Origin of the sequence: Inquilinus limosus MP06 (assembly GCF_000767795.1) — a bacterium.
Taxonomy (GTDB): domain Bacteria; phylum Pseudomonadota; class Alphaproteobacteria; order DSM-16000; family Inquilinaceae; genus Inquilinus; species Inquilinus limosus_E.
On record NZ_JANX01000081.1, the window covers coordinates 1 to 16,209 of the forward strand.

Annotated in this window: 16 protein-coding genes, 1 pseudogene and 1 riboswitch; of the genes and pseudogenes, 2 read left to right on the forward strand and 15 right to left on the reverse strand. The window is 69.9% G+C overall.

All coding sequences use genetic code 11. The features are described 5' to 3' along the window. The 14 genes from P409_RS09250 to P409_RS09315 form a co-directional block, all read right to left on the reverse strand. A partial coding sequence (locus P409_RS09250) for a cobaltochelatase subunit CobN (RefSeq protein ID WP_430515631.1) occupies positions 1-1,646 on the reverse strand: 1,646 nt, incomplete at its 3' end. Further along, positions 1,582-2,466 carry a hypothetical protein gene (locus P409_RS41390; RefSeq protein ID WP_034834592.1) on the reverse strand — a complete coding sequence of 295 codons (885 nt, stop codon included), beginning with the start codon at positions 2,464-2,466 and terminating at the stop codon, positions 1,582-1,584. The genes P409_RS09250 and P409_RS41390, both read right to left, overlap by 65 nt. A 185-nt stretch (positions 2,467-2,651) precedes the next feature. Further along, the gene (cobW, locus tag P409_RS09260) at positions 2,652-3,680 is read right to left on the reverse strand and encodes a cobalamin biosynthesis protein CobW (protein WP_034834595.1); all 1,029 of its coding nucleotides are present in this window, start codon (positions 3,678-3,680) and stop codon (positions 2,652-2,654) included. 8 nt (positions 3,681-3,688) lie between these two features. Next, positions 3,689-4,213: a bifunctional adenosylcobinamide kinase/adenosylcobinamide-phosphate guanylyltransferase gene (cobU, locus tag P409_RS09265; protein WP_034834597.1), complete on the reverse strand. Its 525-nt coding sequence runs from the start codon at positions 4,211-4,213 to the stop codon at positions 3,689-3,691. Positions 4,214-4,350: 137 nt separating this feature from the next. Then, positions 4,351-4,515, reverse strand: a riboswitch (cobalamin riboswitch). Between the two features lie 212 nt (positions 4,516-4,727). Beyond that, positions 4,728-5,897, reverse strand: a complete 1,170-nt coding sequence (locus tag P409_RS09270) for an acyl-CoA desaturase (protein WP_034834599.1) — start codon at positions 5,895-5,897, stop codon at positions 4,728-4,730. Between the two features lie 79 nt (positions 5,898-5,976). Next, positions 5,977-7,014, reverse strand: a complete 1,038-nt coding sequence (locus P409_RS09275) for an ABC transporter permease (RefSeq protein ID WP_034834601.1) — start codon at positions 7,012-7,014, stop codon at positions 5,977-5,979. A 17-nt stretch (positions 7,015-7,031) separates the two neighbouring features. Further along, positions 7,032-8,528 carry a sugar ABC transporter ATP-binding protein gene (locus P409_RS09280; protein WP_034834603.1) on the reverse strand — a complete coding sequence of 499 codons (1,497 nt, stop codon included), beginning with the start codon at positions 8,526-8,528 and terminating at the stop codon, positions 7,032-7,034. Positions 8,529-8,658: 130 nt separating this feature from the next. Continuing rightward, positions 8,659-9,681, reverse strand: coding sequence for a sugar ABC transporter substrate-binding protein (locus P409_RS09285; RefSeq protein ID WP_034834605.1), 1,023 nt, complete (start codon positions 9,679-9,681; stop codon positions 8,659-8,661). Positions 9,682-9,787: 106 nt separating this feature from the next. Then, positions 9,788-10,093: a hypothetical protein gene (locus P409_RS09290; RefSeq protein ID WP_034834607.1), complete on the reverse strand. Its 306-nt coding sequence runs from the start codon at positions 10,091-10,093 to the stop codon at positions 9,788-9,790. A 33-nt stretch (positions 10,094-10,126) separates the two neighbouring features. Continuing rightward, positions 10,127-10,828 carry an ABC transporter ATP-binding protein gene (locus tag P409_RS09295; RefSeq protein ID WP_152613308.1) on the reverse strand — a complete coding sequence of 234 codons (702 nt, stop codon included), beginning with the start codon at positions 10,826-10,828 and terminating at the stop codon, positions 10,127-10,129. Between the two features lie 5 nt (positions 10,829-10,833). After that, complete coding sequence (locus P409_RS09300) at positions 10,834-11,586, reverse strand: ABC transporter ATP-binding protein (protein WP_034834611.1); 753 nt, start codon at positions 11,584-11,586, stop codon at positions 10,834-10,836. Then, complete coding sequence (locus P409_RS09305) at positions 11,579-12,559, reverse strand: branched-chain amino acid ABC transporter permease (protein WP_052120253.1); 981 nt, start codon at positions 12,557-12,559, stop codon at positions 11,579-11,581. The genes P409_RS09300 and P409_RS09305 overlap by 8 nt, the downstream gene beginning before the upstream one ends. Beyond that, positions 12,549-13,472, reverse strand: a complete 924-nt coding sequence (locus P409_RS09310; protein ID WP_034834613.1) for a branched-chain amino acid ABC transporter permease — start codon at positions 13,470-13,472, stop codon at positions 12,549-12,551. Before P409_RS09310 ends, P409_RS09305 begins: the two co-directional genes overlap by 11 nt. 153 nt (positions 13,473-13,625) lie before the next feature. Then, positions 13,626-14,801 carry an ABC transporter substrate-binding protein gene (locus P409_RS09315; RefSeq protein ID WP_052120255.1) on the reverse strand — a complete coding sequence of 392 codons (1,176 nt, stop codon included), beginning with the start codon at positions 14,799-14,801 and terminating at the stop codon, positions 13,626-13,628. A gap of 175 nt (positions 14,802-14,976) precedes the next feature. On the opposite strand from P409_RS09315, the gene P409_RS09320 reads away from it, so the two are divergent. After that, complete coding sequence (locus P409_RS09320) at positions 14,977-15,516, forward strand: hypothetical protein (protein WP_152613307.1); 540 nt, start codon at positions 14,977-14,979, stop codon at positions 15,514-15,516. Continuing rightward, positions 15,513-16,007 (forward strand): GNAT family N-acetyltransferase, encoded by a 495-nt coding sequence (locus P409_RS09325; protein WP_193366482.1) that lies wholly within the window; start codon positions 15,513-15,515, stop codon positions 16,005-16,007. The genes P409_RS09320 and P409_RS09325 overlap by 4 nt, the downstream gene beginning before the upstream one ends. On the opposite strand, the pseudogene P409_RS38805 reads toward P409_RS09325, so the two are convergent. Then, a pseudogene (locus P409_RS38805) lies at positions 16,004-16,209 on the reverse strand (threonine-phosphate decarboxylase); the annotation flags it as partial. The gene P409_RS09325 and the pseudogene P409_RS38805 overlap by 4 nt on opposite strands.

The window sequence follows — 16,209 nt, forward strand, 5'->3', positions numbered from 1 at the left end:
AGCGCCGCCGGACGCGGCCCGGCCCAGGCATCGCCGAAGCGGCAGTCCAGCGGGTCGAAGCCGAGGCCGAGATCATGCGCCAGGGCGCGGATCAGCGAGGCGTCGCCGCCCTGCCCGGCCCCGCGCGGCACTCGGGTCAGCGCCACCAGCAGGTCGGTGCGCTGGTCGCCCTCCGGCGAGCGGCCGAAGATGTGCAGCCCGTCGCGGATCTGCATCTCCTTCAGCTCGCAGAGATGGTTGTCGATCTGCGCCAAGGCGGAGTCGGAATCGGCATCCGCCGCCACGCCGCAATCGCGATCCAGGCCGGTCGACCAGGCGAGGTCGAGGATGCGGTCGCGCAGATGCTTGAGCCGGCGCGGGTCCATGCCGGCAGCCTCGTAATACTCGTCGACCAGCGCCTCCAGGTCCTTGAGCGGGCCGTAGCTTTCGGCCCGGGTCAGCGGCGGCGTCAAATGATCGATGATCACGGCGGCGGCGCGGCGCTTGGCCTGGGTGCCCTCGCCGGGATCGTTGACGATGAAGGGGTAGAGATGCGGCACGGGGCCGAAGGCGGCCTCCGGGAAGCAGTCCTGCGACAGCGCCAGCGCCTTGCCCGGCAGCCATTCCAGGTTGCCGTGCTTGCCCATATGGACGATGGCCTGGCCGCCGAAGCTGCGGCGCAGCCAGGCGTAGAAGGCCAGATAGCCATGCGGCGGCACCAGGTCCGGGTCGTGATAGGTCGCCTGCGGGTCGATGTTGTAGCCGCGCGCCGGCTGCACGCCGATGACGACGTTGCCGAATCGATGCACCGCCAGGCGGAAGGCGCCGGCCACGACGAAGGGATCGGCCTCGGGCTCACCCCAGCGGGCCGTCACGGCGGCCCGCACGGCCTCGGGTAGGCCGTCGAAGAAGGCGCGGTACTCGGCGAGGGGATAGGAGACGCCGCCGGAGCGGCCCGCCCGGTCCGCCAGCGCGTTGGTCGGGCCGGCGGAGACCCGGGCCATCAGCGCCGCCGCATCCTCGGGCAGGTCCTCGACTCGGTAGCCGGCTTCGGCCAGGGCGCGCAGCACCTCGATAGTCCCGGCCGGGGTGTCGAGGCCGACGCCGTTGCCGAGGCGGCCGTCACGGTTCGGATAGTTGGCCAGCACCAGCGCCACGCGGCGTTCAGCCGGCGGCGTGCGGCGCAGCCCAGCCCAGGCGGCGGCGAGGTCGGCGACGAAGCCGATCCGGTCCGGCACCGGGCGGTAGGACACCACGGTGCATTCGGTCAGCTTGTCCCAGCGCGCCTCCGACTTGAAGGACACGGCGCGGGTCAGGACCCGTCCGTCGATCTCGGTCAGCGCGACATTCATCGCCAGGTCCTGCGCCGACAGGCCGCGGGTGCCGTCGCGCCACGCCGCTTCGCCGCCGCCGGCGAACACCACCTGCAGGACGGGGCAGTCGGCCGCGTCGAACGGCGTCGGCTGGGCCGGGCCGCCAGGGCTGGAGACGGCGAAGCTGGTGGCGTTCAGGATCACCGAAGGCGGGCGGCGGGCGAAGGCGTCGGTGATCAGCTCGGCCGACACCGCGTCCTTGAGGCTGGAGACGAAGATCGGCAGCGGGTTAAGGCCGCGCTCGCGCAGCGCCGCGACCAGCGCGTCGACCGGCGCCAGGTTCCCGGCCTGCACCAGGGCGCGGTAGAAGACCAGGCCGATGACGGGGGCGGTGGTGGCCTCCCGTCCGTCTTCCCCGCCGCTTCCCTTTTGAGTCCCCCCTCCCCTCGCGGGAGGGGGTAGGGGAGGGGGTTGTCGAACGAAGGGCTCGGTATCGCCGGTCGGTCTTTGGGCGACGGCTCTTGCTGCTCGAACCCCCTCCCCTACCCCCCTCCCGCGAGGGGAGGGGGGACTCGATCGGTTCTTCCCTCCACCGCTGCTCGATCTCGCCGAACGACGGGTGCCGCAGATCCGGCCAGTACAGGCCGGCGCGCAGCAGCGGCCGGGGCTCGGCCCAGGGCAGGTCGTGGCCGATCAAGCTCCCGGCATAGGCCAGGAAGCTGCGGGCGTTCTCGATACCGCCCTCGACCAGATAGCGCCACAGCCGGCCCCTCGCCTCCGCCGGCAATGTGGAGAGATCGTCGAGGTCGGCGTCGGGCTTGTCGTCGCCCGGCAGCACGGCGAGCGGGATACCCTCGCGCCGGCAGGCGGCATGCACCTGCTCGATGCCGTAACGCCAATAGCCGGCGCCGCCGAGCAGCCGCACCACCACCAGCCTGGCCCGGCTGACCACGTCGTCGACATAGGTGTCGACCGACAGGTTGTGGCCGAGCTGCAGCAGGTTGGCCAGGCGCAGCCGGGGAAACGCCTCACCCAAGCCGGCCCGCGCCGCCGACAGGCAGGCGAGCTCGGTGTCCGCCGCGGTCAGGACGACGATGTCGCCCGGGCTCTGGCCCAGATCGACCGCCTCCGACCCGTCGGCGATGCTGCCCGGCTTGGCGGCGAGGAGATGCATCAGGGACGGCTTTCCAATGGAGAGGCCTGCTCCCCCTCACCCTCCCGTCGCCAACGCGACGGGCCCCTCCCTCTCCCCGAGGAGAGGGGAACAACCAGCGCGCGCTGATGCACCTCTCCGTTGGGGAGAGGTCGAAATCGCGCAGCGATTTCGGGTGAGGGGGAGAGCCGGCGCCACCATTGGTCTCAGGCCGTCAGCGCCTTGGTGATCGCATCGCGATCCAGGCCGCGCTCGCCGATCACCACCAGGGTGGTGCCGCGCGGTTCCTCGGTGCGCCAGGCGCGGTCGTAATAGTGCTGGATGCGGCCGCCGACCGCCTGCACCACCAGCCGCATCGGCTTGCCCGCGACCTCGGCGAAGCCCTTCAGCCGCAGGATGTCATGCGCCTCGATCACCGGCTTCAGCCTGGCGGCCAGCGCGTCCGGGTCGGCCACCGTGCCGAGATCGACATGGAAGCTCTCGAAATCGTCGTGGTCATGCTCCTCCTCCGCATCGTGATGCGAGGGGCGCGCCGCCAGGTCGTCCTCGGCCGCGGCGCCGAGGCCCAGCAGCACCGCGGCGTCGATGGCGCCGTGCCGTGCCTTGACCACCTTCACCCCCGGCCGCAGCTGGGTGGCGAGGTCGGTCGAGACCGCGGACAGCGAGTCGTCGTCCAAGAGGTCGGTCTTGTTCAGGATCACCATGTCGGCGCAGGCCAGCTGGTCCTCGAACAGCTCCTCCAGCGGGCTGTCATGGTCCAGAGCCTCGTCGGCCGCGCGCTGGGCCGCCAGGGCCTCCTCATCCGGCACGAAGCGGCCCTCGGACACGGCGGCGCCGTCGATCACGGTGATGACGCCGTCGACCGTCACCCGGGTGCGGATCTCCGGCCAGCCGAAGGCCTTCACCAGCGGCTTCGGCAGGGCCAGGCCGCTGGTCTCGATCACGATGTGCTCCGGCGGCTCGTCGCGGGCCAGCAGCTTCTCGATGGTCGGGATGAAGTCGTCGGCCACTGTGCAGCAGATGCAGCCATTGGCCAGCTCCACCACATCCTCCTCGCGGCAGGTGGCGTCGCCACAGCTGCGCAGCAGGTCGCCGTCGACGCCGACATCGCCGAACTCGTTGATGATCAGCGCCAGCCGGCGGCCATTGGCGGTCTGCAGCAGGTGGCGGATCAGCGTGGTCTTGCCGGCGCCGAGGAAGCCGGTGACGACGGTGGCGGGGATCTTGGCGGGCATGCGGGTCCTCAGGCGGATTTCAGGGTCAGGGGAAGGCCGGCGGCGACGAAGACGACGGAGGGCACGACGGCGGCCACGGCCTGGTGCAGGCGGCCGGCATGGTCGCGGAAGGCGCGGGCCAGGGCGTTGTCGGGGACGATGCCGAGGCCGACCTCGTTCGACACCAGCACCACCGGGCCGGGCGGGGCCGCGAGCCAGCGCACCAGCCGCTCGGTCTCGGCGGCGATGTCGCGGTCGGCATGCATGAGATTGGACAGCCAGAGCGTCAGGCAGTCGACCAGCACGGCGCGGCCGCGGCCGGCCGCCTGGCCGAGGGTCTCGACCAGCTCCAGCGGCGCCTCGACCGTGCGCCAGCGCGAGCCGCGCTGCGCCTGGTGGCGGGAGATGCGTTCCACCATCTCGGCATCCCAGGCCTCGGCGGTGGCGAGATAGACGCAGTCGCCGGGCTGGCTCTCGACCAGCGCCTCGGCATGGCGGCTCTTGCCCGACCGGGCGCCGCCCAGCACCAGCGTCGCCGCCGGCAGCTCAGCCATGGTTCGGTCGATGCAGCACGCCCTCGCCCCTCGCTCGGCCGGACAGGGCTTGGACGCCGGAGACGGTGCCGTGAAGCGCCGCGCATCCCGCGCCACCGGTTCACCCCGCCCGGCGGTTCGCACGCATCGCCTCGCCGGCAGGTCTCCTGGCTCGCGGGTCGTCGCCTGCCCCCGCCTTCCCGGCCATCGGCCAGTGGCTGTCGGAGGTGGGCTCGCCGCCTACAGTTGCGGGGGCAGCCGCGGATCAGGCCGAAGGTCGGCCATCCCGCGTTCCCTTTTCCGAGGCATTTCGTAAATGCTACTGGTGCGGCCGTCTGGCGGCGGTTTCCGCGCTTCCGGTGCTCACGCACCAAACGTGCGCTGCGCTCCGGTTCTCGAAACCACCACCAGCCGACTCACACCAGCGCATTTTCGAAACGCCTCTCATCCCCTCGGGCCTTCGCCTTCGGGGAACCGGCTGCGCGATGGCGGCACAGTAGGCGGCGGGTGGCAGGCGGTCAATCGATGCCGCGGCTCAGGCCGCCGGGAGGCGCTTGCCGACGGCTTCCAGCACCAGGCGATGCGCCCGTTCGACGATGTCGTCCATCGACCGGGTCTTGGCGAACATCGCCGTGGCCCGCAGCCGGACGGCCTCCCGCGTCGGGAAGCTCGGCAGATGCGCCTTGGCCAGCAGGTCCACGGTCTTGTGCTGCGCCGTCGCCAGCGCGTCGCGCAGGTCGGCCAGGGTCGGCGCATGGGCATGGGCCAGCGCTTCGTGCAGCGCCGCCGCGATCCGCTCCGCCGGGAAGCTGGCCGCCAGGTCGGCCGCCGCGCGCTCGATGACCTTGCTGCCGAGGCGCTGCTCGTTGCGCAGCACGGCCTCCGGCGGAGTCTTGAGGTTCCAGATCACGCCGCACCAGGACAGGGCCTTGAGGATGTAGAAGGTCGGGTCGACCTCCCACCACTTGAAGCCCTGGCGCACGCTGCTCTGATAGGCGTGGTGGTTGTTGTGCCAGCCCTCGCCCATGGTCACCAAAGCGAGCAGCCAATTGTTGCGGGAATCGTCGCCGGTGACATAGCGCTTGCGGCCATGCACATGCGCCAGCGAGTTGATGCAGAAGGTGCCGTGATAGACCAGCACCGTGCTCCAGACGAAGCCGACCACGAGGCCGGACCAGCCGCCGATCAGGAAGGTGATCGCGGCCAGGATCACGGCCGGGGTCAGCTCCCATTTGTGCAGCAGCATCAGCTCGGGGTAGCGCGCGAAATCCGCGATCTTGCTCAGATCCGTGGTGCGGTGCCGGGTCGAGAAGATCCAGCCGAGATGGGCATAGACGAAGCCCCGGTGCCGGGGCGAGTGCACGTCCTGCTCGGTGTCGGAATGCTGGTGGTGGTGCCGGTGCTTAGCGGCCCACCACAGCGTGCTCTTCTGCGCCGTGCTCTGCGACAGGAAGGCCAGGATGAACTGGAACACCCGGCTGGTGGAATAGGCGCGATGGGCGAAATAGCGGTGGTAGCCGGCGCCGATGGCGAAGATGCGCAGGACGTACAGCACCACGCAGATCGCCACGGCCTGCCAGGTGATTCCGGTCCAGATCGCCGCGAAGCTGGCGAGGTGGAGCAGGACGAACGGGCCCGCCTCCGGATACAGGATGTCCTCGTGGTCATGCGAGGCGTCGTCCGGACCGGTCTGCGGGGTGGCCATGGGCTCCGTCATCTGCTGATACACCGACCGCGGCGAGGAAACGCCGGGCGTCCCCTAGATAAGCCTCGCCGCGGCGCCGTCAAGCGGACGTGGCGCCGCGGGCCGTCGTCCGCAGCCGCTGGGCGTAGACGTTGATGACCAGCGCCGCCAGCAGGATCAGGCCGCGGATCAGGATCTTCAGGAAGCTGTCGATGTCGACATGGTCCAGCCCGTTGTTCAGCACGCCCAGGATCAGCACGCCGACGATGGTGTTGCCGATGCCGCCGCGGCCGCCGAACAGGCTGGTGCCGCCGACCACCACCGCGGCGATGGCGTCAAGCAGGAAGGTGTCGAACTCGTTCTGCTGGGCGCTGCCGAAATAGGCGACGCCGAGCATGCCGGCGAGGCCGGAGCAGACGGCAGAGATCACCAGCACCGCGCCGATGATGACCCGAACGTTGACGCCGGAGAACTCCGCCGCCTCGCGATTGCCGCCGACCATGTAGACGTAGCGGCCGAAGCGCGTATAGGTCAGCACCAGATGGGCGACCAGCAGCGTGATGCCGGCCACGATCACGATCCACGGCACCCCGCCGATCGAGCCCGAGCCGAGAGTGACGAGGATCGGCGGCACGGCATAGGCGATCTGGCCGCGCACCAGCATGGCGCAGATGCCGGCGCCGATCTGCATCATCGCCAGCGTCATGATGAAGGACGGGATGCCGATCCGGGTCACGCCGAAGGCGTTGATCATCCCCAGCGCCACGCAGGCTGCCAGCGCCACCACGATGGCGGCCCAGCCCGGCAGCGGCACGTTGGCGATGTTGACGTAGGATTCCTGCACCGTGAAGAAGGCCACGATGATGCCGGCGGCATTGGCGATGGCGGCGACCGACAGGTCGATCTCGGCGCACAGGATCACGAAGGTCAGGCCGACCGCGATGATCGCCGTGACCGACACCTGGTTCAGCACGTTGCTAAAATTGTCGACCGTCAGGAAGGACGGGCTGGCGATGCTGAAGAACACCACCAGCGCGATCAGCGTGATGAAGGGCGCGATGTTGCGCAGCTGGCTGCTCAGCAGCGCGCCGAGCCGGGAGCCGGAACCGCCGGCGGTCTGTGTGGTCTGCGCGCCCATCCGATGTCCGTCCCCTGTCACGCCGCCTCGAGCAGGCGGTCCTTGCTGACCGTTCCGTCCGCGAATTCGCGGGTGATCTGGCCCTTGCACATCACCAGGATGCGGTCGGCCAGCGACAGCACCGTCTCCGGCTCCGCCGAGACCACGATGACGCCGATGCCCTGGTCGCGCAGGCCGCGGACGATGCCGACCACATCCTCCTTGGCGCCGACATCCATGCCGCGGGTCGGCTCGCTCAGGATCAGCACCCGCGGCGCATGGGTCAGCCACTTGGCCAGCGCCACCTTCTGCTGGTTGCCGCCCGACAGGGCGCCGAGCTCGGCATCGACATGCGGGGTGCGGATGCGCAGCGCCTCGACATGCCGGCGGGCGATGGTCCTCTCCGCCTCCGGCCGCAGCAGGAAGCGCGAGATCCGGTCGAGGATGCTGATCGAGACGTTCTTGTAGATCGGCTCGTGGTGGAACAGCATCGCCCGCCGGCTCTCCGGCACGAAGGCAATGCCGGCGCGGCGGGCCTTGGCGGTCGTCGACAGCCGCGCCGGCTGTCCGGCGATCGAGATTCGGCCGGCATCCGCGGGCAGCTTGCCGAACAGCGTCCGCGCCAGCTCCAGCTGGCCGCAGCCCATGAAGCCGTAGATGCCCAGCACCTCGCCGGCCCGGACCTGCAGCGAGATATTCTGGTAGCGGCCGGCCAGCGACAGCCCGTCGACCGACAGCACCACCGGGTGGCCGGGCTTCGGGTCCAGCCGGATCTCGCCGGTGTAGCTCTCTCCCAGCTCGTCATGGCCGGTGCCAATCATGCGGTCGATCAGCATGGTCTTGCTGGTCTCCGCGGCGGCCGCGCTCATCACATGCTGGCCGTTGCGGAACACCGTCACCGAATCGGAGATCCGCAGGATGTCGTCGAGGAAGTGGGAGATGAAGACGAAGCTGCGCCCCTCGTCGCGCAGCCGCCGCAGCACCCCGAACAGCCGCTCGATTTCCGGCGGCGACAGGGCCGAGGTCGGCTCGTCCAGGATGATGATGCGGGCGCCGGAGAACAGCACCCGGGCGATCTCGACCATCTGCTGCAGCCCGATCGGCAGCGCGCCGGCGGGGGTGCGCGGATCGATGTCGATGCCCAGGCGGCGCAGCTGCTCCTCCGCCGCGCGGCGCATGCCGGCCCAGTCGACGACACCGAGCCGGGTCAGCGGCTGCGACCCGAGGAACACGTTCTCGGCGACGCTGAGGTCCGGCACGATGCTCAGCTCCTGATGCACCATGCCGACCCCGGCTGCCAGGGCGTCGCGGGCCGAGCGGAAGCGGACCTCGCGGCCATCGATCCGCATCGTGCCCTCATAGCCGGAATGCACGCCGGCGATGATCTTCATCATGGTCGACTTGCCGGCGCCGTTCTCGCCGACCAGGCCATGGATCTCGCCGGCCTTGAGCACGAAGTCGACACCCCGAAGGGCCCGGACGCCGCCGAACGCCTTCGAGATGCCGCTGAGCTCGAGCACGGGGGTATCGGTCATCGTCCTGTGTGCTTTCTGCCGCCAGCCGTCATTGCGAGGAGGCGAAGCCGACAAAGCAATCCAGAGGCCACGCCAAACGGCCCTGGATCGCTTCGCTGCGCTCGCAATGACGGTACAGGGGCTGCTCCGATCAGATCAGGAAATGATCCTGCATCCACTGCATGCCGGCCGCGTTCGACTTGGTCACCACCGGGCCGTCGGTGACGACCGACTTCGGGATGCCCTCGCCGCTCTTCTCCCCGGCGGTCACCGCGGCGACACCGGCGATCACGGCGCCGCCATGGATGCGGCAGGACGGGTTGCGCACGGTCGCGTACATGCGCCCGTCCGACACCGCCTGGATCGCCGGCGGCATGGCGTCGACGCCGCCGATCAGGATGTCGGTGCGGTTGCGGGCCTTCATCACGTTGTAGGCGGCCAGCGCCATGTCGTCATTGTGGAAGAAGGCGGCGCTGATCTTCGGGTACTTGGTCAGGTGCGTCTCCCACAGCCGGGCGGTCTTCGACACGTCCCAGTCGGCAGGATCGGTGTTCAGCACCTCGATCTTCGGGAACTGCTTGACCACCGATTCGAAGCCGCGGGCCCGGCCCTGCGCCCCGGTGTGGCCCAGCGCGCCCTGGGTCATGATGATAGTGCCCTCGCCCTTGATGGCGGTGCACAGCGCCTGGGTCACGGCGGCGCCCATGAACTCGTTGTCCGGCGCCAGGAAGGAGTGGATGTTGATCTGGTCCAGCGGCGCGATCAGCGTGTCCATGTCGATCACCGGGATGCCGGCGTCGATCATCTTCTGCACCGGCTGGGTCAGCGTGCCGATGCCGAAGGCCTGGATCGCCACGAAATCCCATTTCTGGGACGCCATGTTGTCGATCGCGGTGCGCTGCTTCGGCGCCGCCAGCTCGCCGTCGAACCAAGTGATCTCGACATTGAACAGCTTGCCCCAGTATTCCGCCGCCTGCTTGCCCTGGGCGCACCAGGTGGCCTGAAGCCCGGCGTTGGAGAAAGCTGCCTTGAGCGGCTTTTCGGACCGGCCGACGGCTTCCGCCGCCTGCGCCGCCATCTTGAGATCCAGACCGCCGAATGCGGCCGCCGCGCCGGCCGTGGCCGCCGCGGCCATGATGAAATCACGACGGCTGCGATGCTCACGCTCACCCATGGACGTCCTCCCGATATCGTGCTGTCCCAGGACAGCCACCCGGGGCTTCTTGACGAGCCCCGGGGAAACTCTGGCAGCGCTCGGGAGGCGGCGCAACGGCTATTTGTCAGACAGATGGAACGCGCACCTTGCTCTGTCCGACACGGGCGGCGAGGACCGAGAAGGACGGCGCCGGATCCTCGGCCGCCGCCTTGTTCGCCATGCGCAGATAGCGCAGCGGGAAGCAGATCGCCTCGACATTGGCGGCGCTGATCTCGGCCGGCCGCCGCGCATCGGCGGCGAGGCCGGCCTCGGCCTTCGCCAGCGCCTGGTCGATCTCCTCCTGGTCGAGCAGCCCCTTGTCGCGCAGCGCCGTCATCAGCGCGGTGAGCGCGGCATAGACGCCTTCGAGCTGAAGGTTGGCGGTGTTCATCTGGCTCTCCCAGGCTGGACGACACTGTCCAGATTATAGCGCCAAATATCGCTCCCGTGTTCCCTCGGCTGTGGCGAGCTCGGCGCTGGTGCCGCTCCACACCACCCGCCCCTTCTCGATCACCGCGTGGCGCTGGGCCAGGCGCAGCAGTGCGTCGAGGGTCTTGTCGACGATCAGGATCGACTGGCCCTCACTTTTCAACCGGTCCAGGCAGTCCCAGATCTCGGCCCGGATCAGCGGCGCCAGCCCCTCGGTCGCCTCGTCCAGCACCAAGAGCTTCGGGTTGGTCATCAGCGCCCGGCCGATGGCCAGCATCTGCTGCTCGCCGCCCGACAGCTGGCGGCCGCCATGCCGCCGCCGCTCCGCCAGGCGGGGGAACACGGCATAGACCCGGTCGAGCGTCCAGGGCGTCCTGCGGCCGAAGCGGTCGGCGGCGGTGGCGACCAGGTTCTCCTCGACCGTCAGGGTCGGGAAGATCTGCCGCCCCTCCGGCACCAGGCCGATGCCGGCCTGGGCGATGCGGTAGGGCGGCAGGCCGGTGACGTCCGCCCCGTCGAACCGGATCCGCCCGGCGCGCGGGCGCAGCAGGCCCAGGAGGCTGCGAATCGTCGTGGTCTTGCCCATGCCGTTGCGGCCGAGCAGGGTCGCGATCTCCCCCGCCGCGACGCGGAAGGAGACGCCGAACAGCACCTGGGCACCGCCATAGCCGGCCTCCAGCCCCTCGACCTCCAGCAGCGCGCTCACGCCGCCTCCTCGCCCAGATAGGCGGCGCGGACCTCGGCGCTGGCGCGGATCGCCTCCGGTCTGCCGGTGGCGATGACCCGGCCATAGACCAGCACCGAGATGCGGTCGGCCAGGGCGAAGACCGCGCTCATGTCGTGCTCGACCAGGATCATCGGCAGGGTGCCGGACAGGCCGCGCAGCAGCTCGACCAGCCGCGCCGTCTCCTCGCGCCCGGTGCCGGCCATCGGCTCGTCCAGCACCAGCAGCTTGGGCTCCAGCGCCAGGGCCATGGCGAGCTCGAGCTGGCGCTTCTCGCCATGGCTCAGCGCCGCCGCCGGTACCTCGGCGCGGCCGCCGAGGCCGGTGCGCTGCAGCAGCGCCCGCGCCGCCGCGTCGATCTCACGGTCGCGGCCCACCGGGCGGAGGAAGCGGAAGCTGGAGCCGCGGCGGCGCTGCACCGCCGTCGCCACGTTCTGCAGCGTGGTGAAGCCTGGCAGCAGCCGGGTGATCTGGAAGGTGCGGGCCAGGCCGCGCTGGGCCCGGCGATGCGCCGGCAGGCGGGTGATGTCCTCGCCGAGGAAGCGGATGGTGCCGGCATCGGGCGCGTGACGGCCGCAGATCTGCTGGATCAGCGTGGTCTTGCCGGCGCCGTTCGGGCCGATCAGGGCGTGGATCTCGCCGGGCCGGACATCGAAGCCGACGCCGTCGGTGACGGTCAGGGCGCCGAAGCGCTTGCTCAAGTTCTCGACCTGCAGCACCGGCTCAGTCATGCCGGACCTTCCCCAGCAGGCCGCCCAGCCCGCCGCGCAGGAACAGCACGACCAGGATCAGGAGCGGCCCGAAGATCAGCCGCCAATGCTCCGTGACGCCGGACAGCAGCTCCTCGGCCAGCAGGAAGGCGGCGGTGCCGACGATGGCACCGTGCAGGCTGCCGATGCCGCCCAGCACCACCATCACGATCAGCTCGCCCGAGCGCTGCCAGGACATGTAGGCCGGGCTGACGAACTCCGCCTGGATCGCCAGCAGCGCCCCGGCCAAGCCGGCAATGGCGCCGGCGATGACGGTCGCGGCCAGGCGGTAGGCGAACGGGTCGTAGCCGAGGGCGCGCATCCGCTCCTCATCCTCGCGGCAGCCGCGCAGCACCCGGCCGAAGCGCGAGCGGGTGACGGCGCGGCACAGCGCCCAGGCGGCGGCCAGCAGGAGCAGGACGATGTAGTAGAAGGCTGACCGGTCGTTCAGCCAATCGAAGCCGGCGACCAGCGGCCGCGACCACAGCGTCAGCCCGTCGTCGCCGCCATAGGCGGACAGGCTGGTCATGGTGAAATACGCCATCTGGCCGAAGGCCAGGGTGATCATGATGTAGTGCACGCCGCGGGTCTTCAGCGACACCGCACCGGTCAGGGCTGCGAAGACCGCCGCCGCCAGCATCGCCGCCGGCAGCAGCACCAACCCCTCCTCCACTCCCGCATCGGCCAGGATGCCGACGGCATAGGCGCCGAGGCCGATGAAGGCAGCATGTCCGAAGGACACGAGCCCGCCATAGCCGAGGATCAGGTCCAGGCTGACCGCGGCGATGGCGAAGATCATGATCCGGCCGGCCACGGTCAGCGGATAGGTGCCGCCGAGCAGCGGCGCCACCACCGGCACCAGCGCCAGCACGGCGAAGATCACCAGCGCCGGCCAGACCGAGCGCAGCGCGGAGGGGGCCGGGGTCCCTGCCCCGGTGATCGCGTCACTGGCCATGAGACGGGAACAGCCCGGCCGGGCGCCAGAACAGAATCGCGGCCATCAGCAGGTAGATCAGCATCGAGGTCAGGGCCGGCCCGACCTGGTTGGCCGAGGCGGGCGCCAGCACCAGGCGGAACAGGTCGGTGGCGAAGGACCGGCCGAGCGTGTCGACCAGGCCGACCAGCAGCGAGGCCATGAAGGCGCCCTTGATCGAGCCGATGCCGCCGATGACGATCACCACGAAGGCCAGGATCAGGAAGTTGTCGCCCATGCTGGGCTCGACCGCGAAGATCGGCCCGGCCAGGGCGCCGGCGAAGCCCGCCAGCATCGTGCCGGCGCCGAACACGATCATGAACAGCCGGCGGATGTTGACACCCAGCGCCGAGACCATGTCGGCGTTGCTGGCCCCGGCCCGGACGCGCATGCCGACCCGGGTGCGCGCGATCAGGACCCACAGCAGCAGGGCGACGCCCAGGCCCGCCGCCAGCACCACCAGCCGGTAGACCGGGTACAAGAGCCCCGGCATCAGCGCGATCGACCCCGACAGCACCGCCGGCATCGGATAGCTCAGCGGCGACGAGCCCCAGAGCGCCCGCACCGCCTCGTTGAAGAACAGGATCAGCCCGAAGGTGGCCAGCACCTGGTCGAGATGGCTGCGGCCGTAGAGGTGCCGGAACACCAGCACCTCCAGCACCAGCCCGAGCAGCAGCGCGGCCGCCAGCGCCAGCAGCAGGGCCAGCAGGAAGTGGCCGGTCAGGCCGTAGAAGGCGACGGCGAAATAGGCGCCCAGCATGTACTGCACGCCATGCGCCAGGTTGATGAAGTCCATCACCCCGAACACCAGCGTCAGCCCGGCCGCGATCAGGAACAGCAGCACGCCGAGCTGCAGCCCGTTCAGGGTCTGGACGACCAGGAGGGTGGTGCTCATGGCAGGGCGATCCCACCCACCAACACCGTCATTGCGAGCGCAGCGAAGCAATCCAGGGCCGCTTGACGTGGCCCCTGGATTGCTTCGTCGGCTTCGCCTCCTCGCAATGATGGCGGGGGGAACAGCAAGATCATGGACAGTGCGCCGGCCAGATCAATCCATCTTGCACTGGTCGGCGTAGGCGTCGCCGTAATGCGGGAAGACGGTCGACACCCGGCTGGTGACGATCTTGCCGTCGTCGCGCTTCACCACCTCGGTCAGGTAGAAGTCCTGCACCGGGAAGTTGTTCTTGTTCCAGGCGAAGTCGCCGCGGACGCTGGCCCATTTGGCATCGCGGATGGCCGATTTCAGCGTCTCGGCATCGGTCTTGCCGCCGGCCTGGCGGATGGCGGCGTCGATCAGCTTGGCGGCGTCGTAGCCGTTGGCGGCATATAGCGCCGGCTCGTAGCCGTATTCCTTCTCGAAGGCGGCGACGAAGGCCTTGTTGGCGGCGTTGTCGAGGTTCGGCGCCCATTGCGCGCCGGCGAAGAGACCCAGCGCCGCGTCCTTGGTGGCCGGCAGCGTGGTCTCGTCGACGGTGAAGGCCGACAGGAACGGGATGCGCTCGGCCAGGCCGGCCTGGCGGTACTGCCGCACCAGGTTGACGCCGGAGCCGCCGGGCATGAACACGAACACCGCCTGCGGCTCGGCCGCCGCGATCTTCGCCAGCTCGGCCGAGAAATCCTGCTGGTTGACCTGGGTGTAGATCTCCTCCGCCACCTCGCCCTTGTAGTGGCGCTTGAACCCGGCCAGCGCATCCTTGCCGGCCTGGTAGTTCGGGGCGATCAGCGCCACCTTGGCCCAGCCCTTGTCCTGGGCGTATTTGCCCATGACCTCGTGGTTCTGGTCGTTCTGGTAGGAGACCGAGAAGAAATACGGGCTGCAGCCCTTACCCGCGAGGGGCGACGGCCCGGCATTGGGGCTGATCAGGATCTTCTCGGCATCGGTCACCGGCTTGGCGATCGCCATCATGACGTTGGAGAAGACGACGCCGACGACGATGTCGACCTGGTCGCTCTCCAGGAGCTTGCGCACCTTGTTGACCGCGACGTCGGGCTTCAGCTCGTCATCCTCGACCACCACCTCGGTCGGCACGCCGCCGAGCTTGCCGCCCAGCTCCTTGACCCCGAGCTGGAAGCCGTCGCGCATGTGCTGGCCCAAGGCCGCCGGCGGGCCGGAGAGCGTGGCCATGAAGCCGATCTTGAGCCTGCCCTCCTCGGCCTGCGCGCCCAACGGCAGGGCCGCGGCCAGCAGGACAGCCGTAAGCAGGGCCGGAACGCGTCTCGCCATGATGCTCTCCCCCGTTTCTTGTCGGGCGCCGGCGATGGCCGCCGGTCGCGCCGCCAGTCTTTCATGCGCCCCCGCCGGGCGGAAGCGATTGCATCCATCTAATCACGAAATGCTTTAAGTTTAAAACAGATTTGGACCGGCTTGCGGCGGCGGCCGGCAGGATTATGGTCGCAGCATGCCGAAGCGAATTCCCTCCCGCATGCCCAACGCGATGCTCGTGGTCGGCGGCATGTTCACCGCCTTCGGGGTCGGGCTGGCCTTGATCGCCCGCCAGCTGTACTGGCATGAGCACCGCCCGGCGACCGGCCTGCCGATCGTCATCGCCTTCGCCTGGGCGGTCGCCGCCATGGTGGTGTCGATGATCCTGGTCTCGCTCACCTCCGGCCGCGGCCGCCGCGCCGGCCGGGTCCGGCGGGGCCGGGTGACGGTCGAGCTGCGGCAGCAGGATTCGCCACGGCGGACGACGCGCCTGACCGGCCCGGGCGTCGAGATGTCCGGCTCGGCCGACATCAGGGTCGGCAGCCGTCTCCCCGCCCTGTTCCTGTTCGCCGCCGCGGCCGGCCTCGCCGCCTTTCTCATCTGGTTCCACCTGCAGGGCCAGTCGAGCTGGATCGGCACCGGCGTCTCGCTGGTCCTGGCCTCCTACGTCGCCAACTGGGCCCGCAACGCCTGGCCGCGCCCCGACGCGCCGGAACCGAAGGATCCGCCCCCATGATCGACTTCACCATCCGGGCGCTGCAGGTCGCGGACTGGCCCGATGTCGCCGAGATGCAGGTCCAGCCGCGCTACCGCTGGGGCACCCTGCGGCTGCCCTTCCAGTCCAGGGAAGAGGTGCGCAGGCGCCTCGAATCGGCGCCGGCCGACGACATCCACCTCGCCGCGGTGGTCGGCGGACGGGTGGTCGGCCGGGCGCTGCTGCAGCCGGGCAAGGGCCGGCGCGCCCATACCGGCGCCGTCACCTGCGGCGTGCATGACGATTTCCATCGCCAGGGCATCGGCACCGGGCTGATGGCGGCGCTGCTCGACACCGCCGACAACTGGCTGAACCTGAAGCGGCTCGAACTCGGGGTCTGGACCGACAACGTGCCGGCGATCGCCTTGTACCAAAAGTTCGGCTTCGAGATCGAAGGCTGCGAGCGCGCCTATGCCTATCGCGACGGCGCCTATGTCGACAGCTACCTGATGGCGCGGCTGCGCGGCCTCTAGCCCAGCGCGGCGGCCAGCCGGGCGAAGCCGGCCTCGTCGGCGGGCAGGCCGAAGCGCAGCAGCGTCGGCCCGTCCGGGAAAGGCCGGACCAGGATGCCGGCGCGGCCGAGCCGATCCCAGATCACCGACGCCTGCGGATGCTCGACCAGCCGGAACAGGTCGGTGCCGCCGCGATCGGCGAAGCCATGGGTCAGCAGCAGCG